This is a genomic window from Pseudarthrobacter sp. CCNWLW207 (assembly GCF_037203945.1).
Taxonomy (GTDB): domain Bacteria; phylum Actinomycetota; class Actinomycetes; order Actinomycetales; family Micrococcaceae; genus Arthrobacter.
Genome location: NZ_JBBCBS010000009.1, coordinates 148,333 through 171,666, shown reverse-complemented (window position 1 = coordinate 171,666; position 23,334 = coordinate 148,333). Strand labels below are relative to the sequence as shown.

The 23,334-nt window shown below is 63.2% G+C and carries 23 protein-coding genes; 20 read left to right on the top strand and 3 right to left on the bottom strand.

Translation table 11 applies throughout. The features are described 5' to 3' along the window. Position 1: 1 nt before the first annotated feature. From thrB to V9L17_RS16400, 6 genes are all read left to right on the top strand, one after another. Positions 2-976 carry a homoserine kinase gene (thrB, locus tag V9L17_RS16425; protein WP_337345843.1) on the top strand — a complete coding sequence of 325 codons (975 nt, stop codon included), beginning with the start codon at positions 2-4 and terminating at the stop codon, positions 974-976. 297 nt (positions 977-1,273) lie between these two features. After that, entirely contained in the window at positions 1,274-3,496 is a 2,223-nt protein-coding gene (gene rho / locus V9L17_RS16420; RefSeq protein ID WP_337352179.1) for a transcription termination factor Rho, read from the top strand. Between the two features lie 238 nt (positions 3,497-3,734). Beyond that, the gene (gene prfA, locus V9L17_RS16415; protein WP_337345845.1) at positions 3,735-4,808 is read left to right on the top strand and encodes a peptide chain release factor 1; all 1,074 of its coding nucleotides are present in this window, start codon (positions 3,735-3,737) and stop codon (positions 4,806-4,808) included. Between the two features lie 12 nt (positions 4,809-4,820). Then, positions 4,821-5,687 carry a peptide chain release factor N(5)-glutamine methyltransferase gene (gene prmC / locus V9L17_RS16410; protein ID WP_337352178.1) on the top strand — a complete coding sequence of 289 codons (867 nt, stop codon included), beginning with the start codon at positions 4,821-4,823 and terminating at the stop codon, positions 5,685-5,687. 15 nt (positions 5,688-5,702) lie between these two features. Further along, positions 5,703-6,527: an L-threonylcarbamoyladenylate synthase gene (locus V9L17_RS16405; RefSeq protein ID WP_337352177.1), complete on the top strand. Its 825-nt coding sequence runs from the start codon at positions 5,703-5,705 to the stop codon at positions 6,525-6,527. Next, positions 6,527-7,285, top strand: coding sequence for a WecB/TagA/CpsF family glycosyltransferase (locus V9L17_RS16400; RefSeq protein ID WP_337352176.1), 759 nt, complete (start codon positions 6,527-6,529; stop codon positions 7,283-7,285). The genes V9L17_RS16405 and V9L17_RS16400 overlap by 1 nt, the downstream gene beginning before the upstream one ends. Here the strand turns inward: V9L17_RS16400 and V9L17_RS16395 are convergent. Then, positions 7,282-8,178 (bottom strand): glycosyltransferase, encoded by an 897-nt coding sequence (locus V9L17_RS16395; protein WP_337352175.1) that lies wholly within the window; start codon positions 8,176-8,178, stop codon positions 7,282-7,284. The two genes, V9L17_RS16400 and V9L17_RS16395, sit on opposite strands and share 4 nt — an antisense overlap. A 313-nt stretch (positions 8,179-8,491) precedes the next feature. On the opposite strand from V9L17_RS16395, the gene V9L17_RS16390 reads away from it, so the two are divergent. The 14 genes from V9L17_RS16390 (at position 8,492) to V9L17_RS16325 (ending at position 21,952) form a co-directional block, all read left to right on the top strand. Continuing rightward, entirely contained in the window at positions 8,492-9,604 is a 1,113-nt protein-coding gene (locus tag V9L17_RS16390) for an MraY family glycosyltransferase (protein WP_337345850.1), read from the top strand. Positions 9,605-9,708: 104 nt separating this feature from the next. Beyond that, on the top strand, positions 9,709-10,191 hold the full coding sequence (locus V9L17_RS16385) for a hypothetical protein (RefSeq protein WP_337352174.1): 483 nt from the start codon (positions 9,709-9,711) through the stop codon (positions 10,189-10,191). Continuing rightward, the gene (locus V9L17_RS16380; protein ID WP_337345852.1) at positions 10,184-10,516 is read left to right on the top strand and encodes an AtpZ/AtpI family protein; all 333 of its coding nucleotides are present in this window, start codon (positions 10,184-10,186) and stop codon (positions 10,514-10,516) included. Before V9L17_RS16385 ends, V9L17_RS16380 begins: the two co-directional genes overlap by 8 nt. Positions 10,517-10,597: 81 nt before the next feature. Further along, on the top strand, positions 10,598-11,398 hold the full coding sequence (atpB, locus tag V9L17_RS16375) for a F0F1 ATP synthase subunit A (RefSeq protein WP_337345853.1): 801 nt from the start codon (positions 10,598-10,600) through the stop codon (positions 11,396-11,398). Between the two features lie 78 nt (positions 11,399-11,476). Continuing rightward, positions 11,477-11,680, top strand: coding sequence for an ATP synthase F0 subunit C (atpE, locus tag V9L17_RS16370; RefSeq protein WP_009356484.1), 204 nt, complete (start codon positions 11,477-11,479; stop codon positions 11,678-11,680). Between the two features lie 55 nt (positions 11,681-11,735). After that, the gene (locus V9L17_RS16365; RefSeq protein WP_337345854.1) at positions 11,736-12,287 is read left to right on the top strand and encodes a F0F1 ATP synthase subunit B; all 552 of its coding nucleotides are present in this window, start codon (positions 11,736-11,738) and stop codon (positions 12,285-12,287) included. Continuing rightward, a complete protein-coding gene (locus V9L17_RS16360; RefSeq protein WP_337345855.1) occupies positions 12,287-13,114 on the top strand; it encodes a F0F1 ATP synthase subunit delta in 828 nt (275 codons plus the stop codon). The genes V9L17_RS16365 and V9L17_RS16360 overlap by 1 nt, the downstream gene beginning before the upstream one ends. An 83-nt stretch (positions 13,115-13,197) precedes the next feature. Next, positions 13,198-14,835 carry a F0F1 ATP synthase subunit alpha gene (gene atpA / locus V9L17_RS16355; protein ID WP_337345856.1) on the top strand — a complete coding sequence of 546 codons (1,638 nt, stop codon included), beginning with the start codon at positions 13,198-13,200 and terminating at the stop codon, positions 14,833-14,835. 73 nt (positions 14,836-14,908) lie between these two features. Next, a complete protein-coding gene (locus V9L17_RS16350; RefSeq protein WP_337345857.1) occupies positions 14,909-15,799 on the top strand; it encodes a F0F1 ATP synthase subunit gamma in 891 nt (296 codons plus the stop codon). Positions 15,800-15,883: 84 nt separating this feature from the next. Next, the gene (gene atpD / locus V9L17_RS16345; protein ID WP_337345858.1) at positions 15,884-17,338 is read left to right on the top strand and encodes a F0F1 ATP synthase subunit beta; all 1,455 of its coding nucleotides are present in this window, start codon (positions 15,884-15,886) and stop codon (positions 17,336-17,338) included. 1 nt (position 17,339) lies between these two features. Next, positions 17,340-17,624: a F0F1 ATP synthase subunit epsilon gene (locus V9L17_RS16340; protein ID WP_131131695.1), complete on the top strand. Its 285-nt coding sequence runs from the start codon at positions 17,340-17,342 to the stop codon at positions 17,622-17,624. A 10-nt stretch (positions 17,625-17,634) separates the two neighbouring features. After that, positions 17,635-18,066 (top strand): DUF2550 domain-containing protein, encoded by a 432-nt coding sequence (locus V9L17_RS16335; protein ID WP_131131696.1) that lies wholly within the window; start codon positions 17,635-17,637, stop codon positions 18,064-18,066. A gap of 5 nt (positions 18,067-18,071) precedes the next feature. After that, the gene (locus tag V9L17_RS16330; RefSeq protein WP_337352173.1) at positions 18,072-19,382 is read left to right on the top strand and encodes an alpha/beta hydrolase; all 1,311 of its coding nucleotides are present in this window, start codon (positions 18,072-18,074) and stop codon (positions 19,380-19,382) included. Further along, a complete protein-coding gene (locus V9L17_RS16325) occupies positions 19,379-21,952 on the top strand; it encodes a bifunctional lysylphosphatidylglycerol flippase/synthetase MprF (protein WP_337352172.1) in 2,574 nt (857 codons plus the stop codon). Before V9L17_RS16330 ends, V9L17_RS16325 begins: the two co-directional genes overlap by 4 nt. A 174-nt stretch (positions 21,953-22,126) precedes the next feature. Here V9L17_RS16325 and V9L17_RS16320 read toward each other — a convergent pair whose 3' ends face one another. Further along, the gene (locus V9L17_RS16320) at positions 22,127-22,330 is read right to left on the bottom strand and encodes a cold-shock protein (protein WP_011692441.1); all 204 of its coding nucleotides are present in this window, start codon (positions 22,328-22,330) and stop codon (positions 22,127-22,129) included. A gap of 300 nt (positions 22,331-22,630) precedes the next feature. Continuing rightward, entirely contained in the window at positions 22,631-23,326 is a 696-nt protein-coding gene (gene nucS, locus V9L17_RS16315; protein WP_337352171.1) for an endonuclease NucS, read from the bottom strand. Between the last annotated feature and the right edge of the window lie 8 nt (positions 23,327-23,334).

The window sequence follows — 23,334 nt, the reverse complement described above, 5'->3', positions numbered from 1 at the left end:
CGTGGAAACCACCTCGCCCACCACTGTTGGCCTGCCCCTCATCGAGGCAGGACAGCGCGTCACCGTCCGGGTCCCGGCCACCAGCGCCAATCTCGGTCCCGGATATGACAGCCTTGGCCTGGCCTTGGCGTTGCATGACACCCTGACAGTGGAGAGCCTCGAAACCGACGAACTGCTTTTCGAGCTCAGCGGCGAGGGAGCCGAAACGCTGCCGCGCGATGCCAACCACCTGGTTATCCGGGCCATGGAAGCCGCCTTCGAGCGACTGGGCTACCGCCATGGCGGCTTGAAGATTATCGCGAAAAACGTCAACCCGCACGGCCGGGGCCTGGGTTCATCGGCCTCGGCTGTGGTGGCTGCAGTCTCCGCGGCCAACGCCATGGTGCCGGAGGCCGGACAGCGTGGGCGCGACTGGATCCTCCAGCTCACCAGCGAGCTGGAAGGCCATCCGGACAACGTCGCACCGGCCATTTTCGGTGGGCTGGCGCTCTCCTGGCAGGACAGTGACCAGTACAGCAGCACATGTGCCAGTGTGCTGGAGTCGGTGATCCCGATTGTGGCGGTGCCTGATTTTGAACTGTCCACGGAGGCCGCCCGCGCGCTCCTGCCTGCCTCGGTGGGCCACCATGCTGCCGCCATGAATTCGGGCAGGGCTGCCCTGCTGATCCATGCACTGACGCAGAAGCCGGAGTTCCTGCTCGCCGGCACCGAGGATTTCCTGCACCAGAGCTACCGCGCGGAAGCCATGCGGCCCAGCGCAGCCCTGATCAGCGCGCTGCGGAAAGCCGGATATGCGGCCGTTGTCTCGGGTGCCGGGCCCACGGTCCTGGTGCTGGCCAACGGCCAGGCTGAAGCCTCCGCAGTCGTGGACTTTATCAATGCCTTTACGGCGTCAAACACGCCGGATATCGCCTGGCGCGTGCTGAAGCTCGCAGTGGACGTTGAAGGTGCTAAGGTGGACTTGCACCGGCGGTGATTCCGCCTATCTGATCTGCAGCTGCATTCAGTTGTTATTTGATCTCCTACTGCGCAACATCTTCCGGTGCCGCCTGCTTGGTCTGTCGCAGGAATCTGCAGCATGAAGTGTCTGCCCCTGAACCGTCAGTCCAGCGTTCCGCCATTAATCGGAGCGTGGGTGAATCAGTATCCGGCCCTGCTGGCCGAAATCCAACCGGCAAGGCCGAATTTCCGGCTGCAGATCTGAACTGCAGCCCAGATCAAATCATCGCGTCCAGCTCCCAGTCTGGACGCCGTCGAGGGGGAAGGATCCTTCGTGACCGAAACCACTGAGCTGTCTCCAGCTGTGGAACTATCATCTTCTGCTGCCGGATCGTCAACGGCCGCACCCGCCAAGAGCAGCGGCCTAGCCGGCCTGAAGCTCGCCCAGTTGCAGGCGCTTGCCAGCCAGCTAGGTATCTCCGGCGGATCCCGCATGCGCAAGGGGGACCTGGTCACGGCCATCTCCGCCCATCGTGCAGGCACTCCGGCCACCAAGGCGCCGGCCAAGGCTGCCGGAAAGGCGACCGAAAACCACGTTGCTCCCACTGTTGCCGCGCCTGCGACTGCACCCGCCGCTGCAGCGAGCGAAACCGCGGAGGCCCCGGCCGCCGAAGGTACCCGTGCACGTGGCCGTGGCCGCAGCCGCCGGGCAGTCAGCGACGGCGTTGTTGCCGCCGCTCCGGCGGAAGCAGCCGGCGAGGCCCCGGCCGCTGCCCCCGCCGAAGCTCCGGCCTCCCAGCCCGCCGAGGCCGGCGAGGCAGCAGAAGGCGCCGGCGAACGCCGCCAGCCCCGCACCCGCAACCGCCGCCGCGGTGAAGCAGCTGCTGCGTCCCCGCAGACCGCCGAAGCTGTCGAAACACCGGCCGAACAGCCCGTTGCCGAACAGCGCCACGCGGAGCGCACTGAAACCCAGCGCACTGAAACCCAGCGCACTGAAACCCAGCGCACCGACGCCCAAGGCTCAGAAGCCGGCGACGGCCAGCGTGCCGACCGCCGTGAAGGCGGACGTAGCCGCGGTGCCCGCGACACCGCCGTTCGCGAGACCACCGACGGCGGCCGCGACAACGCAGGCAGCCGTGAGGCTGGCCAGCGTGAAGGCGCCCGTCGCGACGACTCCCGCGACAACACCCGCGACAGCGATGATTCTGACGGCGGAAGCCGCCGGAACCGCCGCAACCGCCGGGACCGGAACGACCGCAATGACCGCAATGACCGCTCAGGCGGCCAGGATAGCCGGGACAACTCCCGCAACGACCGTTTCCGCGACCGCAACGACCGCCGTCGGGGACGCGCCCAGGGACCGGACGTCGACGACGTCGAGGTCACCGAGGACGACGTCCTGCTGCCTGTCGCAGGCATCCTGGACGTCCTGGAGAACTACGCGTTCATCCGCACCTCCGGCTACCTCCCGGGCCCGAACGACGTTTATGTCTCCCTCGCCCAGGTCAAGAAGTACAACCTGCGCAAGGGCGACGCCGTGGTTGGAGCCATCCGTGCTCCGCGTGACGGCGAAGACCGCAGCCAGCAGTCAGCCCGCCAGAAGTTCAACGCCCTGGTCCGCGTGACGTCAGTCAACGGCAAGACCTCCGAAGAACTCAAGGACCGCGTCGAGTTCGCCAAGCTGGTTCCGCTGTACCCGTCCGAGCGCCTGCGCCTCGAGACCGACCCCAAGAAGATCGGCCCCCGCGTCATCGACCTGGTTGCCCCGATCGGCAAGGGCCAGCGCGGCCTGATCGTCTCCCCGCCGAAGGCCGGAAAGACGCTCATCCTGCAGTCCATCGCCAACGCCATCACCACCAACAATCCTGAGGTCCACCTCATGATGGTGCTCGTTGACGAACGCCCCGAAGAAGTCACCGACATGCAGCGCACGGTCAAGGGTGAGGTTATTGCCTCTACCTTCGACCGTCCGGCCGATGACCACACCACCGTGGCCGAACTCTCCATCGAACGCGCCAAGCGCCTCGTGGAAATGGGCATGGACGTGGTGGTCCTCCTGGATTCCATGACCCGCCTGGGCCGCGCCTACAACCTGGCAGCACCGGCCTCTGGCCGCATCCTGTCCGGTGGTGTTGACTCCGCCGCGCTGTACCCGCCGAAGCGCTTCTTCGGTGCAGCCCGCAACATCGAAAACGGTGGCTCCCTGACCATCCTGGCAACCGCCCTTGTGGAGACTGGTTCCAAGATGGACGAGGTCATCTTCGAAGAGTTCAAGGGCACCGGCAACATGGAGCTCCGCCTGTCCCGCCAGCTGGCTGACAAGCGCATCTTCCCGGCCGTGGACGTCAACGCCTCCGGCACCCGCCGCGAAGAGAACCTGCTTTCCCCCGAGGAAGTCAAGATCATGTGGAAGCTGCGCCGCGTCCTCTCCGGACTCGAAACGCAGCAGAGCCTTGAGCTGTTGACCAACAAGATCCGGGAGACCCAGAGCAACGTCGAGTTCCTCATGCAGGTCCAGAAGACGACGCTTGGTGCGAAGTCGGATAACGACAAGTAGCTGTTTTCAGGGGCGGGGTGCGGTTGCCTCGCGTGGTTCGCCACGCGGGATTTCCGCCCCCGCCCCTTCGCGTGGTGGCCATGTCCTAACGGACTTGGCCACCACGCTTCAGCAGGCCCGATGCTACTCCCGGGGCGGAAAACCCACGCGTCGGGTGCCCGGTTCACCGTGTGCCCGGCCGCTTTGGGATGGATTCCTGTGCCCCACTAAAATGGGTGCAGAACGAAAGGTTTTGAAAATGTTTGAGTCCGTACAGGGCCTGCTTGATGAGCATGATGCTATCCAGGCGCAGCTTGGGGATCCTGCTGTTTATGCTGACCAGCGGCTGGCCCGGAAGCTGGGGCGGCGGTCTGCCCAGCTGAACGGCATTGTTGAGGCCTACCACAAGTGGGAGGGCATCCGGGATGATCTTGCTGCTGCCAAGGAAATGGCGGGGGAGGACCCCGAGTTCGCTGCCGAGGTGCCTGAACTGGAGGCTGCGCTCGAGACGGCCTCCGCGAAGCTGCGCCGTCTGCTCATCCCGCGCGACCCTGACGACGCCCGCAACGTGATCCTTGAGGTCAAGGGCGGCGAGGGCGGCGATGAGGCTGCGCTGTTCGCCGGCGACCTGCTGCGGATGTACACCCGGTACGCGGAATCGCGCGGCTGGAAGACCGAACTTATCTCGGCCACGGAGTCTGACCTGGGCGGCTACAAGGACGTCCAAATGGCCGTCAAGGGCAACTCGAACGATCCTGCCGAAGGCGTCTATGCACGGCTCAAGTTCGAAGGTGGTGTGCACCGTGTGCAGCGCGTGCCCGTGACGGAGTCGCAGGGCCGTATCCACACTTCGGCTGCCGGTGTGCTGGTGCTGCCTGAAGTTGATGAGCCCGAAGAGCTCGAAATCAACCAGAACGACCTCAAGATCGACGTCTACCGTTCCTCGGGACCCGGTGGCCAGTCGGTGAACACCACTGACTCCGCCGTCCGCATCACCCACCTTCCCACGGGGATCGTGGTGGCCATGCAGAACGAAAAGTCGCAGCTGCAGAACCGCGAAGCGGGCATGCGTGTCCTCCGGGCCCGCATCCTGGCCCACCAGCAGGAGCAGATCGACGCCGAGAACTCGGCCCAGCGCAAGTCGCAGATCCGTACGATGGACCGTTCGGAGCGCATCCGCACTTACAACTATCCCGAAAACCGGATCGCGGACCACCGTACCGGCTACAAGGCCTACAACCTGGACCAGGTCATGAACGGCGACCTCGAGCCCGTCATCCAGTCCGCCATCGAGATGGACGAACAGGCACGCCTGGACGCCATCGGCGAATAGCCTTCCCAAGAGATGACTGGTTCGGAGCGGACCCTCGCGGCAGCCGTCAGTGAGGCCACCACCATACTGCAGCAAGCCGGAGTTCCCAGTCCCCGTGTCGACGCCGAGTTGCTCGCCGAACACCTGCTCGGCGTCGGCCTCGGCCGGCTCCGGGCGATGATGCTCGGGAACTCCCCGGCGCCGGAGGGCTACGCGGACCTCGTGGCCGAACGCGCGCAGCGGACCCCACTCCAGCACATCACGGGCGTTGCGCACTTCCGCTACCTGGAACTCGCCGTCGGACCTGGCGTTTTCATCCCACGGCCCGAAACCGAGTCTGTCGTCCAGCTGGTCATCGACCACGTCAAAGGCATGGAACACCCGCGGATTGTGGATTTGGGCACAGGTTCCGGCGCGATTGCCGGTTCCATTGCCCATGAGGTTCCGGGCGCGGACGTGCATGCCGTGGAGTACAGCCCGTTCGCGCACGCGTGGGCGGCGAAGAACCTCGCTCCCCTCGGTGTGAACCTCGTCCTGGGGGACCTGCGCGACGCGCTTCCCGAACTTAACGGAACTTTCGACGTCGTCATTTCGAATCCGCCGTACATCCCGGCCGAAGCCGTTCCCAACGAGCCGGAAGTTGCGCTCCACGATCCGCCGGAAGCATTGTACGGCGGGGGAGCGGATGGCATGGAACTCCCGACGGCGGCGGCAGCTTCCGCGGCGCGGCTGCTGGTTCCCGGGGGCTACTTCGTGATGGAACATGCTGAGGTCCAGGCCGGCTGGATCAAGGCGATGTTGTCGCGGTCCGGTGTGTGGACCGGAATTACCACGCACCTGGATCTCAACGGCAAGGAACGGGCCACCAGCGCGGTGCTTTCCGGCCTGGACCACGAGTGATGAAAGAATGAGGCAGTGAGCACAACCTATAACTGCACGTCAGACGATCAGCGCGCCCTGGGACTGGAACATGCCCAGCGTGCCATCAGCGAACAGAAATGCGTCGTATTCCCCACGGACACTGTCTATGGGATCGCTGCCGATGCCTTTTCGCCGCAGGCTGTCACCATGCTGCTGGTCTCCAAAGGGCGCGGCCGCAGCATGCCGCCGCCGGTCCTCATCCCCAGGATCAATGCCCTCGACGGTCTGGCCACAGACGTGTCGGCGGACGCCCGCAAACTCGCTGAAGCTTTCTGGCCCGGCGGACTTACGCTGATCCTGCACGCCCAGCCGTCCCTGGACTGGGACCTCGGCGACACGAAGGGAACGGTAGCCCTCCGGATGCCCGCAGATGAAGTGGCACAGGAACTGCTGACCTTGACCGGTCCGCTGGCGGTGTCGTCGGCCAACCGTACCGGCCATGCTGCGGCCCAGACCGCCGCCGAGGCGCGGGAACAGCTCGCTGAGTCCGTGGAGGTCTACCTTGAAGGCGGATTCCGGCCGCTTGAGGGCACTGAGGGTGTTCCCTCAACAATTGTTGATGCCACCGGTCCGCTGCTCCGGGTGGTCCGGAACGGCGCCGTGACCCTCCAACAGTTGCGCGAGCACGTTCCAGGGGTGCTGGGGCTCGGTGAGATCCCTATGGCCGAGGAACCTGCAGACGAGACGCCAGTAGGCGACTCTGAGGTGGATGAGGCCCCCCTGGATGAAGTCCCCCTGGCTGAAGCCACCCTGGATGAAGCCCCCACAGGCGCAACGGCGGGGGAGCCAACCGGTCCGAAACAGGAGCCGAACGCTTGATGACCCTGCTCCGCCAGGCCATTCCGGTCCTCGGTGTTGATGCCACGCCCCTGAGGGTGGACGAACTGATTGATGTCCTTGAGGGGTTCGTTAACGACGGCAGCACAAGGACCGTCGTCGGCCATAACCTGCATAGCGTGACACTGACCCATTCGGATCCCGGCTTCCGCCGCCTCTACGAGGACAGCGACGTTGTGCTTCTGGACGGAGCGCCAGTGCTGTGGCTCTGGGGCCGTACCGGGCAGGCTTCCGGGCCGGTCATGGAGTACCGGCTTGGGTCAACGGACTGGATTCCCGCCCTGGGGCGGCTGGCCGGCCTGGAGCGGATCGCAGTGGTCGGCGCCGGCGCCGAGGCCAACGCGAAGGCCGTAGCAAGGTTGGAGGGCATTGTCCCGTCCGCGACGGTCTCAGGCTTTCCTGGCGAAGGCTGGAACGACGACGTCGAGGACACCGCCGCCGCCTGGCTCACCGAACAGCGTCCCCAGTTGGTGCTCCTGGGACTAGGCATGCCGCTGCAGGAATCAGTGCTGCAGCGCAGGCTGGATACCCTGCCGCCGGCCATTTACTGCGCCGTAGGCGGGGCGATCGAGCAGCTCGCCGGAATCCAGAAGCTGGCACCCCGCTGGCTGGGCCGGCTGGGGCTCGAATGGGCCTGGCGCCTGGTCCTGCACCCGCGCAGGGTGGCCTACCGCGTCTTTGGCGAGCCGTGGGTCCTGCTGTGGCTGCTCGCACGGCGCCGCCTCAGGCGGACGTCCTAGAACTTCTGCTCTTCCAGCGGAGCAAATCCCTTGGCCCGCAGCCCGGTGGTAAACGATCTGGCCCAGTCCAGGAACCCGGGCAGGTCTCGGCGCTGCGCAAAATAGCCAACGTAGCCGCCGACGTCGGCCACGAAGGACTTGACCCGGAAATACCGGCGGATCAGATAACCGCGGTTGCGGTAGTAGTAATACCGCTTGAAGGCCGACTCCGGCACGATGACATGCCAGCCGGCCCCATAGACGTGTTTGGTTTCGGCGAAGGCGTGGGGGTGCGTGATGGCGGTGGTTGTGACGGTGCCAAACCGGATGCCCGCCTTGCGGAGCCGGATGGTGAAGTCCACTTCGTCGCCCCGGATGAAGAGGCGCATGTCCGGCAGGCCCACCTTGAAGAAGACGTCTGAGCGGATCAACGCGCCGTTGAAGAAATGTCCGTCATCCAACAGGAAACCGACCTTCTCCAGTTCGGCGCGGTCGTGGGTGACTTTTCCGTCCAGGCGGAAGAAGAACGACAGCCGGTCGGGCTGGCCCGGCGCGACAACGAGGGGTACCACGGCCTCCAGATCGCGGGCTTCAGCTTCGCGAAGCAGGGTGGCCAGGCATTCCGGGTCAGCCGGTTCGGCGTCGTCGTCCATCATCCAGATCCAGTCTGCGCCGCTTGCGACGGCCTTGAGCGCCGCCAGGGCGAAGCCGCCGGCGCCGCCCAGGTTGGCCTCGGACCGGACATAGTCCACGTTGGAATGCTTACCGGCTACGTCGCGTGCGGGGTTGGTGCCGCTGTCAACCAGGCAGATGGTGTCCACGGATGCGGACTGGGCGTTGATGGCGTCCAACAAGGTGGACAGCTCCCGGTGACGGTCGAAGGTCACCGCAGCAACAGCAATACGGGGGGTCATGGACTTCCTTTCAGCATGGCTGACAGGGAATTCCCCGCTCGCAGTGCGCCGTGTGGCGCGAAGCCATGAAGCCGTTGGCGCTAGTATCTTTGACTAGAGTCCACTGTAATACAGCCGTGTAAGGCACTGCGTACAAGAAAAAAATGCACTGCCTGCTGCGCGCCCGGCGACGGAGAAGTTTCATTTATCGAAGAACAGATCCCCTGCCAGTGAGCCCATCGACCACGGAACAGCCGCTGTTGTGGCTGCCCAGCCCCAGCACTGCCGTAGCTCCAGGAGCTACGGCAGGAACTGACGAAATGGCCGCCATCGCATGATTATGTACCTGCTCATGGGCTTGACGGCTGCCGTCGTGTCCTACTCGGCAACCTGGGGTGCCCGGGTTATCGGAAACCGGCTCGAGCTCCACATGCCCATCCGCAGCCGCGACATGCATTCGACGCCGGTATCACGGCTGGGCGGCGTGGCTATCTTCCTTGGTGTGATGGTGGCCTTGATCGTGGCCAGCCAATCCTTCTTCGTGAAGGACATCTACCGGAACAACTTTTCCCCGTGGGGAATCCTCGCCGGAGCCGTACTGATCGTGCTGGTAGGTATAGCCGATGACCTGCTGGACATCCGTTGGTGGGTCAAGCTCATCGGGCAAAGTGCGGCAGCCCTGGTGGTAGCCATCTGGGGAGTCCAGATGACGATTGTTCCCTGGGTACCGGAACCGATCACCCTGGAAAATGAGATGCTTCGGGTGGTGCTGACCGCGGGGCTGATCGTGACCACCATGAACGCCTTCAACTTCATCGACGGCCTTGATGGCCTGGCTGCCGGCGTGGCCATCATCGGCGGCACAGCGTTCTTCTTCACCGCCTACTGGGTCCACCGCACATCCGTCATCTTGGACAAATCGGACCTCGCCACGCTGATTACGGTGGTCCTGGTGGGCAGCTGCATAGGGTTCCTGCCGCACAACTGGTTCCCTTCCAAGATCTTTATGGGGGACTCCGGTGCCATGCTCATCGGCCTGCTCATGGCCTCCGCGGGTATTGTCTCCACCGGACAGATCACGTCAGGGTTGTATGACCGGGCCAACGGTATCTCCACCGTGATACCCATCCTGCTGCCCTTCGCCGTACTGTTCCTCCCACTGCTTGACCTGGGCCTCGCCGTTGTTCGGCGCACGGCACGCGGACGTTCCCCGTGGTCGGCGGACCGCGGGCACCTCCACCACAAACTGCTTGATATCGGCTATTCGCACCGGACGGTGGTGATCCTCATGTATCTGTGGACCGCCATCCTGTCCTTCGGAGGGCTGGCCTTTGCAGTGTTCCCGTGGCAGATCGTGCTCTCTGTTGACCTCTTCGCCACCCTGGTGATGGGCCTCGTGACGGCGTGGCCGTACCTGCGGCGAAGGAAAGAGGAACCCGCGGCGTAACGGCGTTCGGAAATATTTCTATCTCGTGTAGAATTTAGGGGCAGCTCAAGCTGACCTCCACCACGCCCCTGGCTCCTTGCCTTGGTACCGACGATTGGGATCATATGACCTCCAACGCCGACTCCGGACCCGTGTCCGGCAACGGACCCGTTGGTGTCTCCGGTCCCACCCGGTCACTGTGGCTCCGCCTTCTTGTACTCAGCTCGCTGGCCGCTGGGGCAGGCCTGGTCCTGTGTTCCGTGGTTGCGGCATTCCTGGACGGCGTGAGTGGTGCCCTGTCGGCTGTCCTGGGCGGATTGCTGGTGATGCTGTTCTTCGGCATCAGCCTCCTCGTGGGCCATTTCGTCGGGCGCAGCAATCCATCGGGCGCCATCGGCGTCTTTGTTGCGACATATTTCATCAAAGTCGTGGGGTTCGCCGTCGTCCTGTTCCTTATCGGTGCGCCGGAGTGGCTTCACGGCCGATGGTTCCTGATCGGGGCCGTCGCCGCCGTCGTACTTTGGCAGGGTGCGGAGATCTACGGCTTTAGCAAGGCACGGTTGCAGATCTACAACGACCCCGAGACCAAGGAACCACGCGATGTCTGACCGGAAGCGAAACAGGGGCCCGTCAAAGCCTCGGGTAACCGGTTCCGCACCCGGTGTATCCACTGAAAACAACGACGGCGGATACAACGCCGGGATGGCCGTCTTCAGCTACATAATTGGCGGAATCATCGTCTGGAGTTTGATAGGGTGGGGTCTGGATAATCTGTGGGGAACCCGCTGGATCGTGCTCGCAGGCGCTCTGCTTGGAGCTGTCGGAGGATTTTATCTTTCCCACATGCATGGCCTTACCAGTCTCAGAAACACAGCCGGTAAGAGCGGCGCAGACAGCGGCCCGTCCGCGGACGGAAACACTAATGCCAAATAATTTCACACGGGGAACAGCGGAGCGCAAATCCGCGGATCCCCGACCAACGCCCAATGATGGACACTGCAGAGAGGAAACGCGTTGATCGCGCTTGCGCTCCCGGCCCAAGATTCAGGAGAGTTCACTCCTCCTGGAATTGAAGAAATGCACCTGCCGGCAATCCTGCCGTGGGGGGCGGCAGACGGATTCTCCAAGCAGATGCTGCTGGTAATCCTGTCGGTCGTCATTATCGCCACATTCTTTCTGCTAGCTGCACGGAAGCAGCAGCTTGTCCCCGGCAAGCTCCAGTTCGCTGGTGAAATGGCCTACGGCTTTGTGCGTAACAGCATCGCCAAGGACATTATCGGCGGCAAAGACTTTATGAAGTATGTCCCGCTGTTGTTCAGCCTCTTCTTCTTTATTCTCGTGAACAACATTTACGGCGCCATCCCCGTGATCCAGCTTCCGAGCTTCTCGCACGTCGGCGGTGCGTATGTCCTTGCGGGCATCGTCTACTTCACCTGGATTGCCATCGGCATCAAGAAGAACGGCATCAAGTACTTCAAGCTGGCCACCGTGCCGTCCGGAGTCCCGTTCTACATCCTGCCCATCGTGGTTCCGATCGAGATCATCTCCAACTTCCTGGTTCGTCCGGTCACGCACAGCCTCCGTCTGTTTGCCACCATGCTGGCCGGCCACCTCATCGTGATGCTTGCCGGTTCCGGCATCGAGTACCTCGTGATGCAGGAAAACCTCCTGTTGAAGGGCACCTCGGTCCTGGTCCTGGTCGGCGCCATCGCCATGTACATGCTCGAAGCCCTGATCATGGCGCTTCAGGCGTACGTCTTTACCCTGCTGACCGCCATCTACATCGAAGGCGCTCTGCACGCGGACAGCCACTAGGCTCCCAAAATCTTCCCCTTGCGGGGATGAAGCAAACCAAACAACCTGCCACACAGATGGCATCTTGAAAGGAATAAAATGGAAGGCAATCTCAACCTCGTAGGTTACGGTCTGTCCGCAATCGGCGGTGGTATCGGTGTGGGTCTCGTGTTCGCTGCCTACATCAACGGTGTAGCACGTCAGCCGGAAGCACAGCGCGTCCTGCAGCCGATCGCATTCCTCGGCCTCGCGCTGACTGAAGCCCTCGCCATCCTCGGCCTGGTCTTCGCTTTCGTTCTCTAGTCTGACTTCAGAACAAGCGAACATCCAGAACCGAGTAGATAAGGACGGGTGAATTATGAATCAGCTGATCATCTCAGCCGCCACAGAGGGTGAAACCAGCCCCCTGATGCCCAATGTCTGGGAAATGGGCGTCGTCCTCGTCGGCTTTGCTGTCCTCATGTACATCGTGGTCAAGTTCATTGTCCCGATGTTCGAGAAGACATTCGCAGAGCGTGCCGAGGCCATCGAAGGTGGCATCGCGAAGGCTGAAAAGGCCCAGGCTGAGGCCTCCGCTGCACTCGAGGAATACAAGCAGCAGCTGACTGACGCCCGCGCAGAAGCCAACCGCATCCGCGAGGAAGCACGTGCAGAAGGCGCTCAGATCCTTGCTGACCTAAAGGAAAAGGCGGCTGCAGAGTCCGCCCGCATCACCGCTCAGGCACACGTGCAGATCGAATCGGAGCGCCAGGCCGCAGTTGTGTCCCTGCGCTCCGAGGTGGGCACTCTCGCCACCACCCTGGCAGGACGCATTGTTGGTGAAGCACTCACCGATGACGAGCGTTCGGCTCGCGTCGTTGACCGCTTCCTGGCAGATCTGGAGAACCAGAACGCAGGTGCAGCTCAGTAATGGCAGGTGTATCGAGCGGATCGCTGGCCACGGCACTGACCGCGTTGGAAGCCAAGCTTCCCATCGCCTCACTGCAGCTGGCTAAGGAACTCTTCGGAATCCTGGGAACGGTGGACAGCTCGGCTGGCTTGCGCCGCGCCCTGACTGACCCGTCCCGTAGCGGTGACGAAAAGTCGGCGCTGGTCAAGCAGCTGTTTGGCGGGAAAGTCTCCGCTGATGCTGCGGATATCGCGGGCGGACTGGCCAGTTTGCGCTGGGCATCGGCACGAGATATCGGCGATGCACTCGAGACTCTTGCCGCAACGGTGGTCATCGCCGTCGCTGAAAACAAGTCTGCCGTTTCTGCCTCCGGAATCTCTGGGCTGGAAGAGCTGGAGAACGATCTGTTCTCCTTCAACCAGGCCGTTGCCTCCAGCCACGAGGTACAACGTGCCCTGTCCGAACCACAGGCAAGCGGTGCTGCAAAGACCACCCTCACCGAAAGGCTGGTTCCTGGCGCAAGCGAGGAAGCCAAAGTCCTCATCGGCCAGGCGGTCTCGCAGCCCCGAGGCCTGAAGCCGACCAGGCTGGTGGCGCGGTTCGCCGAGCTGGCGGCCAAGCGGCAGCAGCGCTGGATTGCAACGGTCAGCGTCACCCGTCCTTTGACGGAGACGCAGTTCAGCCGCCTCCAGGCAGGGCTCAACTCCCTGTATGGTCGCGAGCTCAAGGTCAACATCAACGTTGATCCTGCACTGATCGGCGGAATCCGTGTCCAGGTAGGCGACGAAGTGCTTGACGCTTCCGTTGTTTCCCGTCTGGGCCAGCTTCACCGCCAACTGGCCGGCTAGCCGGACAAGCACAACTTAACTGATAGAAACCCCGGTCATCGTGAGCAACGATGATCACGAAAACAGGAGAGCAGGGACTGCAGATGGCCGAATTGACCATCAACGCCGACGACGTCCGTAATGCGTTGAACGAGTTCGCGGCGTCCTACGAACCCGGAAACGCAGAGCGCGTAGAGGTTGGCCGCGTAACCACCGCAAGTGACGGCATCGCCCGTGTTGAGGGCCTTCCCTCGGTCATGGCGAACGAGCTGCTTCGCTTCGAGGACGGCACGCTGGGCCTCGCCCAGAACCTTGACGTCCGCGAAATCGGTGTCATCATCCTCGGTGACTTCACGGGCATCGAAGAAGGCCAGGAAGTCCACCGCACCGGTGAGATCCTTTCCGTGCCGGTAGGCGACGCGTTCCTTGGACGCGTTGTTGACCCGCTGGGCCAGCCGATCGATGACCTCGGTGAGATCAAGGCTGAGACCACCCGTGCGCTTGAACTCCAGGCTCCCGGCGTCACCCAGCGCAAGTCGGTCCACGAACCGATGCAGACCGGACTCAAGGCCATCGACGCCATGATCCCGATCGGCCGTGGCCAGCGCCAGCTGATCATTGGTGACCGCCAGACCGGTAAGACGGCCATCGCCGTGGACACCATCATCAACCAGAAGGCCAACTGGGCTTCCGGAGATGTCTCCAAGCAGGTTCGCTGCGTCTACGTCGGTGTTGGCCAGAAGGCTTCCACCATCGCAGCAGTCCGCCAGACCCTTGAGGACCACGGAGCACTCGAGTACACCACCATCGTGGCGTCTCCCGCTTCCGACCCCGCAGGCTTCAAGTACTTGGCCCCTTACGCCGGTTCGGCCATTGGCCAGCACTGGATGTACGGCGGCAAGCACGTCCTGGTGATCTTCGATGACCTGTCCAAGCAGGCCGAAGCCTACCGCGCAGTGTCACTGCTGCTGCGCCGCCCGCCGGGACGCGAAGCCTACCCGGGTGACGTCTTCTACCTGCACTCCCGCCTGCTGGAGCGTTGTGCCAAGCTCTCCGACGAGCTCGGTGCGGGTTCGATGACCGGCCTGCCGATCGTCGAGACCAAGGCAAACGACGTTTCCGCCTACATTCCGACCAACGTGATCTCGATCACCGACGGCCAGATCTTCCTCCAGTCGGACCTCTTCAACGCCAACCAGCGTCCCGCTGTTGACGTTGGTGTCTCGGTGTCCCGCGTTGGTGGCGCTGCCCAGGTCAAGTCCATGAAGAAGGTCTCCGGTACCTTGAAGCTGGACCTGGCCCAGTACCGCGACATGCAGGCTTTCGCCATGTTCGCCTCGGACCTGGATGCAGCTTCGCGCCAGCAGCTCACCCGTGGCGCCCGCCTGATGGAACTGCTGAAGCAGGGCCAGTACTCGCCGTTCCCGGTCGAAGACCAGGTTGTGTCCATCTGGGCAGGCACTAACGGATACCTCGACGACGTGCCGGTGGAAGACATCAGCCGGTTCGAGTCCGAGTTCCTGGAGCACCTCAAGCACAAGTCCTCGATCCTCACCACGCTGGCACAGACCAACGTTTTGGGCGACGACACCGCAGAAGCACTGAAGACCGCCATCGTGGACTTCAAAAAGGGTTTCTTCGGCGAGGGTGACAACCGCCTGGTAGGGGCTGGCCACGAGGAGCATGATGCTATCTCCGAGGGCGAAGTCGACCAGGAAAAAATCGTCAAGCAGAAGCGCTAGTTCCGTTGAACGGGGTGCGCCGGACCCACGGGTCCGGCGCACCCGGTCTACGGAATCTTAGGAAAGGATAAGTATGGGAGCCCAGATTCGGGTCTACCGCCAGAAGATCAGCTCGACCACGTCGATGCGCAAGATCTTCAAGGCGATGGAACTGATCGCTACCTCGCGCATCGGCAAGGCCCGTGCGCGCGTAGCAGCTTCACTGCCTTACGCGAACGCCATCACGCGCGCCGTTTCTGCTGTCGCCAGCCAAAGCGAAATCGACCACCCGCTGACCACTGAGCCGGAGCAGATCCGCCGTGCCGCAGTCCTGGTAATTACCTCGGACCGTGGCCTGGCAGGATCCTACTCGGCAAGTGTGCTCAAGCAGGCGGAAGGTCTCAACGAGCTGCTCCATGCTGAAGGCAAGGAAGTCAAGACCTACCTCGTCGGCCGCAAGGGACAGGCGTACTACGAGTTCCGGAACCGCGAGTATGCGCGGGTCTGGACCGGCGGCACTGACGCCCCTGAATTCGCCACTGCGCGGGAAGTCGGGGAAGCGCTGCTGACGGATTTCGCAACGGCCTACGAAGAGGGCGGCGTGGATGAAATCCACGTTGTGTACACCCGCTTCAAGTCCATGGTGACCCAGGAGCCGACGGTCATCCGCCTGCTCCCGCTCGAGGTCGTTGAAGAGCAGGCCGCTTCGGAATCGGAGCTCTTGCCGCTGTACGAATTCGAACCGGAATCGGAGCAGGTTCTTGATGCCCTGCTGCCGCGCTACATCGAATCCCGTATCTTCGCAGCCATGTTGCAGGCAGCAGCTTCCGAGCTTGCTGCGCGCCAGCGGGCGATGAAGTCCGCCGGCGACAACGCGACGGACCTGATCAAGAAGTACACACGTCTGCGCAACACGGCCCGCCAGGCTGAAATCACGCAGGAGCTTTCCGAAATCGTTGCCGGCGCCGACGCCCTCGCGTCCTAGCCTTCGGCATTTTCGGTTCCCGCGGGACCTGCACCACAACAGATAAACTTAACCCCACGCCATCTACTGAGTGAAGTGAGAGAGATGACTGCCACTGCTACCGAACACGTAGCCGCAACGTCCGGTGCCACCGGCCGTATTGCACGTGTTATTGGCCCGGTTGTCGACGTCGAATTCCCGGCTGACGCAATCCCGTCGATTTACAATGCCCTGTCCACGGAGATCACCCTCAACGGTGTCACCAAGACCATCACGTTCGAGACCTCCCAGCACCTGGGTGACAACCTCGTCCGCGCCATCTCCCTGCAGGCTACCGACGGACTCGTCCGCGGCACGTCCGTGGTGGACAGCGGCGCCCCGATCTCCGTGCCTGTTGGCGACGGCGTCAAGGGCCACATCTTCAACGTCCTGGGCCAGCCCCTCGACGTTGCCGAGTCGGAACTGGAGATCAGCGAACGCTGGCCCATCCACCGCAAGGCTCCTGCCTTCGCTTCGCTTGAAGGCTCCACCGAGATGCTGGAAACCGGCATCAAGGTGATCGACCTTCTCACCCCGTACATCAAGGGTGGAAAGATCGGCCTCTTCGGCGGCGCCGGCGTGGGCAAGACCGTTTTGATCCAGGAAATGATCACCCGTGTTGCCCGCAACTTCGGTGGTACCTCCGTATTCGCCGGTGTGGGCGAGCGTACCCGCGAGGGCAACGACCTCTGGGTGGAAATGGAAGAGGCTGGAGTCCTCAAGGACACCGCCCTTGTATTCGGCCAGATGGATGAGCCGCCGGGAACGCGCCTGCGCGTGGCATTGTCGGCCCTGACCATGGCGGAGTACTTCCGCGATGTCCAGAACCAGGACGTGCTGCTCTTCATCGATAACATCTTCCGTTTCACTCAGGCAGGCTCCGAGGTTTCCACCCTCCTCGGCCGCATGCCTTCGGCTGTGGGCTACCAGCCCAACCTTGCGGACGAAATGGGCCTCCTCCAGGAGCGCATCACGTCCACCAAGGGCCACTCCATCACCTCGATGCAGGCTATCTACGTTCCCGCAGATGACTACACCGACCCGGCCCCGGCCACGACCTTCGCACACCTCGACGCGACCACGGAACTTTCCCGTGAAATCGCCTCCCGTGGTCTGTACCCGGCCGTTGACCCGCTGACGTCGACTTCCCGAATCCTGGATCCCCAGTACATCGGCAAGGACCACTACAACACGGCTGTCCGCGTGAAGCAGATCCTGCAGAAGAACAAGGAACTCCAGGACATCATCGCCATCCTCGGCGTTGACGAACTCTCGGAAGAGGACAAGATCGTCGTGTCGCGTGCACGCCGCATCCAGCAGTTCCTGTCCCAGAACACCTACACCGCCAAGCAGTTCACCGGCGTCGAAGGCTCCACGGTTTCCATCAAGGACACCGTCGAAGGCTTCACGGCGATCTGCGACGGCGACCTTGACCACATCGCAGAGCAGGCGTTCTTCAACGTCGGCGGCCTGGATGATGTTGAGCGCCAGTGGGCCAAGATCCAGGAACAGACCAAGTAATATGGCTGAGCTTGAGGTTGAGATTGTCGCAGCGGACCGTTTTATCTGGTCCGGAGCGGCCACGATGGTCAAGGCCCGCACCAGCGATGGTGAGATCGGAATCCTGCCCGGCCACTCGCCCCTGCTGGCGATCCTGGCCGAAGGTGAACTGGCCATCCAGCCGGTTTCCGGTGACCGTATTGCCGTAGTTGTTGACGGCGGATTCTTCTCCGTCGACAACAACCGCGTGGTTATTGTTGCTGACAACGCCCAGCTGGGTGACGCGGCTACTGCTGGGATCCGCTAGCACGACCTTGATGGACGCACCGAGTCTTCCGTTCATCGCCATGGCAATCGCCTTTGGATTGCTGATATTTGCACTGTGCCTTTCCGGGGTGCGCCGCTTCAATTTGCGGCGTGCCCTGGGCACGGTGGACGCCTCCATTTGCGTAGCTGGAAACAGCTGGCAGATGGGGGTTTGTCGTTATCAGGACAACGACCTTGAGTGGTTCCGGCTGCTCTCCCTCAGTGTCCGGCCCAAGCATAAGTTCAAGCGAAGTTCCCTTGAGTTGCTTGGCCGCCGCAAGCCGACCGAAGCAGAGGCCGTGAAAGTCCAGCCCGACGTCGTAATTGTGGAACTGCGTTATGAGGGCCAGGACCTGCGGCTGGCCATGAAGTTCGATGCCTACACCGGGCTCTCATCCTGGCTGGAAGCCGGGCCGGTCATCGGTGTCGGAACCTGGCGCTAGCCGGCGTGGACTTCATTGCTGATGTCCGGCTGACTGACGGACCGGTATTTTGGACCGCCTCGGCACTGGGGGCGGCTGCAGCCGTATACCTGCTGTGGCGCCCCGCAGCCGAGGGACCGCGTCCATGGTGGCTCTCAGTCCTGGTCTCCGTTGCCGGCGGCTTCGCCGTAGTGGGCCTGGTGCACTGGGCGCTGATCGACGTTTTTTCGACTTTCCCGGAGGACCTTCCGGATGACGTCCTGCTCTGGGCGGTTCCAGCTGTAGCCGCCCTGATCCTGGCGCTGATCCGCCTGCCGCGGTCCACCCAGCGGGCGCGGGGCGCCGGTATTGTTGCTTTCTTGCTGGTGCTCCTGTTGTCCGGAGTCCAGATCAACGCGTACTTTGGCCTCAACCGGACAGTCAGCGACCTCATGGGCACCGCGCTGGCCCGGATCCCGGCTCTGGAGCCTACCCTGACTCGCCAGCCTGGCGGCCCCTCTCCCGTGCCGTTGGCAGGCTGGGCCCCGCAGGGGGAGGTGCCTGACGAGGGCGCCCTCCGAAAGGCAACCATCCCCGGAACGGCCTCGGGGCTGGAGACGCGGGAGGCCTACATCTACTTGCCGCCGGCCTATTTCGCCACCAACAGGCCCGCGCTTCCGGTCCTGGTGCTGTTCTCCGGACAGCCGGGCGGTCCAGCCGACTGGCTCACCGGCGGCGCACTGAGGACACACCTGGACACGTTTGCCTCCGGCCACGGCGGTATTGCACCGGTTGTCGTGGTGGCGGACCCCAACGGGACACAGTCAGCTAATACGCTGTGCCTGGACAGCCGGATAGCCCGGGCGGACACCTACCTGTCCGTGGACCTTCCGGCATGGATCAACACAACCCTGGATGTGGACCCTGACCACGGGCGATGGGCTGCGGGCGGATTTTCCTTCGGCGCAACCTGCGCCCTGCAGATGGGCACCCGCCACCCGGATCTTTACAGCTCCGTGCTGGCGTTCTCCAGCGAACTCGAACCGGCCCTTGCCAAGGAACGGCAGAAAACCATCGACGCGGCGTATGCCGGAGACACCGCTGCCTTTGAGCGCGAGACCCCGCTGACCAGGATGAACCAGCAGCGGTTTGACGCCAAAGCAGTGTACTTCGCAGCGGGGGAGCGGGACCCCGAATTTGTGGAATACATGGACACCCTGGCCGAGGCTGCCAGGAAGGCCGGCTTCACTGTCGAAGCCACGCAAGTCCAGCATGCCGGCCACTCCTGGGACACGCCGTCCCGCGGGATGGCGGACGGGCTTGCGTTCCTGGCCGCCCGCTGGGGTATCAGGTCATGAGTGCCCGAACCGATGTCCGGACGGCCTCGCTCGCCTGGGCCACTGTGGGCCGGCCGGCGTGGCAGCGCTCTAAGGCGCGCCTCAGCTCGATTCCCTTCACCCTGGGCGTCCTGGGGGCCTTCATTCTGACCGGAGCCCTGACCGGAAGCTATCTTGCCGGTCCGCCGGAAACCATGCTGGACCTCGCCAGCGTCAGCGGGCCGGGACTGAAGTCGGGCCTGTGGTGGTCGCTGTTTACGTCGATGTTTTTCGCCACCAACCCGCTGGCCTATTTGACGGCATCACTGATGATCCTTCTGCTGCTGGGACTCGCCGAGCGAAAACTTGGGACACTGCAGGCTGCTGTGTTCTTTGCCGCCGGCCAGTTCGGCTCTGTAACTCTCTTCCTCCTGATCACCCAGGTGGCCAGATACGCAGGCGATGGCTGGTTGGGCCTGATGGCGGACAGCCACCTCATCGGCCCTTACGCCGCCGTTCTCGCTGTTGGCCTCGCCGCGAGCGGCCGGCTCGCAGTCCTCTGGCAGAGGCGCTTGCGGACGGGGCTGGTGTCGGTGTCGCTTCTCCTTGTGCTCTATGTTGGCCACCCGGAAACAGTGATTGGTTTCTTGGGGGCACTCCTTGGCCTCGTCGCCGGCTGGTGGATCCAGGGCGAGCACGGCCACCTGCACCGGCACCGTTCCACAGGCCGCGAAACGCGCAACCTGCTCGCCCTGACGGTGGCCGTTTTTGCCGTTGGACCCATCCTTACGGCGGTGGCGAGGACCCCCACCGGTCCCCTTGCCCTGCTGCGCGACGTAGTCCTGAATCCTCTGCCTACGCTGAGCCAGTTGGAATCCTATTGCGGTTCCACGGTTGAGGCATCCTGCCTGGAGGCGGGCCGGCAGGGTTTCGCAGGACCGGTGGGGCTGGCCCTGGCGATCGTTCCCGTCATCTTGCTGCTGATCTGCGCGGACGGAATGCGCCGCGGGCGGCGGCTTGCCCTGCGCATCACGCTGGTGATCCAGTTGGCCGTCACAGCGCTGGCGGCCGTCTACCTGGCGCTTTTTGCGCTGATCCCGCACTATCCGTCGCGGCCGCATACGGCGGCGATGGGGTCAGGCTTCGCACACATCCTGCCACTCGTGACGGTGCCCCTGCTGCTGGCCGCCGTGCTGTGGGCCAACCGCAGGCAGTTCAGGGTGGAGACCGTCCCCGAAGCCCGCCGAACGCTCATGGCTGTGCTGGGCGGGGCCCTGCTGTTGCTGGCCGGGGGCTACAGTGCGGCGTGGCTCAGCGCGGGCGGAATGACCCGCGACGGCGGCCCCTTGGGACTGCTTGCTGAACTGTCGCGGCAATACCTGCCCGTGCCCATCCCCAACCTTTATCGCAGGGTGTTCGCAGACCGCGACGGCGCAGAGTCCTTCATCTTCGCCTTCTCCGGTCCCGTTTTTTGGGTGATCGCCCTGGCCGGCGTCTGGTTCGTACTGCTGGGGCGGCACCATGGCAGCGATGCCGGCGCGTCCGACAGGGCGAGGGTGCGAGGGCTATTGCAGGAGGGCGGCGATTCATTGTCCTGGATGGCTTTGTGGGAACCCAACGTGTACTGGTTCAGCCCGGATCATAGGGGTGCCGTCGCGTACCAGCAGCACGGTAGCGTCGCGCTGACCCTTGCCGGACCCTTTGGCGCGCGGGCCTCGCGTTCCGGTGTTGCTGAAGGCTTCCTTGCACACTGCAGCCGGCATGCGCTCATTCCCGCGTTCTATTCCTGCGACTCCAGCCTCTGGCCACCGTTGCAGGACCGGGGCTTCCACCGGGTGGCGGTTGCCCAAGAGACCAGGCTTGCGGTACGCGAACTGGAATTCCGTGGGAAGGAATGGCAGAACGTGCGGACCGCCCTGAACCGTGCAGCGAAAATGGGCGTCACCGCTGTTTGGGGGAGCTATCACGGTTTGCCACAGGCACTGCGCGGCCAGCTCAGCGAAGTATCGGAGGAATGGGCGGCCGAAAAGTCCGTCCCCGAAATGGGCTTTACCCTCGGCGGGCTGGATGAGCTGATGGACGACGACGTGCTGTGCTGCCTTGCCGTTGACAGGGACGGCAACGTACATGGGGTGACCAGCTGGCTTCCCGTGTACGACGGCGGCAAGCTGGTCAGCCGCACGCTGGACGTCATGCGCCGCGGAGCCGGCGGGTTCCCGGGAGTCATGGAGTTCCTGATTGCCTCGGCAGTGCTGGAGCTACGAAAGTCGGTGGAGGTCATTTCGCTGTCCGGATCTCCGCTGGCGCGGCGCCCGGAGGATGGGCAGGCGAGCGGGGAAGCGGACGGGCAGGGGAGCGGCCAGCCCGGCCCGGTGCATGCGGAGAACCTGGTCCGCATCCTGGATGTGGTCGGACATGCGCTCGAGCCGGTTTATGGTTTCCGTTCGCTGGCTGCCTTCAAGTCACGCTTCAAGCCGGAGTACCGCACTCTGTACCTCTACTACCAGGACCCGCTGCACCTTCCAGCAATTGGCAGGGCGCTCACCAGGGCGTACCTGCCGGGGCTGTCCCTGCGGCAGGGCGCCAGGCTCCTCCGCGAACTGGTGAACTGACAAGCGGTCCCATGGTGGGACAAAACATTTATGACTGGGGAAGTCTTCGGGGAATGCCGTAACGGAAGGCCCGCCACATTTGGCTTTTGGTAAATAACAAAAATGATCCCCGGCAATCATGCCGGGGATCATTAATTCGCGGGGGCCGCACACGTGCGGCCGGCAGGCGAGGGACTAGACCAGCGTCACGCCGGTAGCCTGGGGACCCTTGGCGCCCTGACCGATTTCGAACTGAACACGCTGGTTCTCGTCGAGGGTCTTGAAGCCACCGGTCTGAATCTCGGAGTAGTGAACGAAGACATCGCCATCGGAGTCATCCGGGGTGATGAAGCCGAAGCCCTTTTCAGCGTTGAACCACTTGACGGTTCCCTGTGCCATTTATTTCTCCTCATAATGGAACTTTTAAGTCCAGCACACCTCGTGCTGGCCTTGGTCACTCCGCGAGAAGAATCCTGGATTGCCGTTCCTAGGAACTGGCCCTGCAGGAGCTTCGCGCTCGCAACATGTCTTGCGAGCATGAAAAACACCTACACAAAGACTCAGATAAGAATTTCATGTCACTACCCTCAGGTCAACGGTCCAGACAGCCAATCCGGTAAATTTTGCGTAAAACAAGCGTTAAACCCCTCGTCAGGGCCTTGTAACGGCCGCATCTCCGGATTCGCCGTACTGAAGTGCCTAGAAAAGCCGGGATTCGCTGTCGTCCACACCGCGCATGGCGTCATAGTCCAAGGTGACGCAGTCGATGCCGCGGTCATTGGCCAGGACCTTGGCCTGGGGCTTGATCTGCTGGGCGGCGAAGATGCCGCGGACGGGTGCCAGCAGCGGGTCACGGTTCAGGAGTTCAAGGTAGCGGGTGAGCTGTTCAACGCCGTCGATATCGCCGCGGCGCTTCAGTTCGATGGCCACGGTGGCCCCGCTGGCGTCGCGTGCCAGGATGTCCACCGGGCCGATGGCGGTGAAATACTCCCGGCGGATCAGTGAAAAGCCGGAACCGAGGGTTTCTATCTGGTCCGCGAGCAGGCGCTGGAGATCCGCCTCAACGCCGTCCTTGATCAGGCCCGGGTCAACACCAAGGTCATGGGAGGACTCGTGGAGGTGCTCATGGATGTTGATGATGAGCCGGTCATCGGTCTTGGCGGACTGGACGGTCCACTGCTCCGTGACTCCCAGTTCGAGATCAACGTCCTCCGGGGAAGACACACGCAAAGTTGCCGGCGGGCTCATCCAGTTCAGCGGTTTGTAGGAGCCGCCGTCGGAATGGACCAGCACCGACCCGTCAGCCTTGACCAGCAGGAGCCTGGTGGCAAGGGGGAGATGGGCTTTGAGCCGGCCAACATAATCAACGGAGCATCGGGCTATGACAAGTCGCACGCCGTACA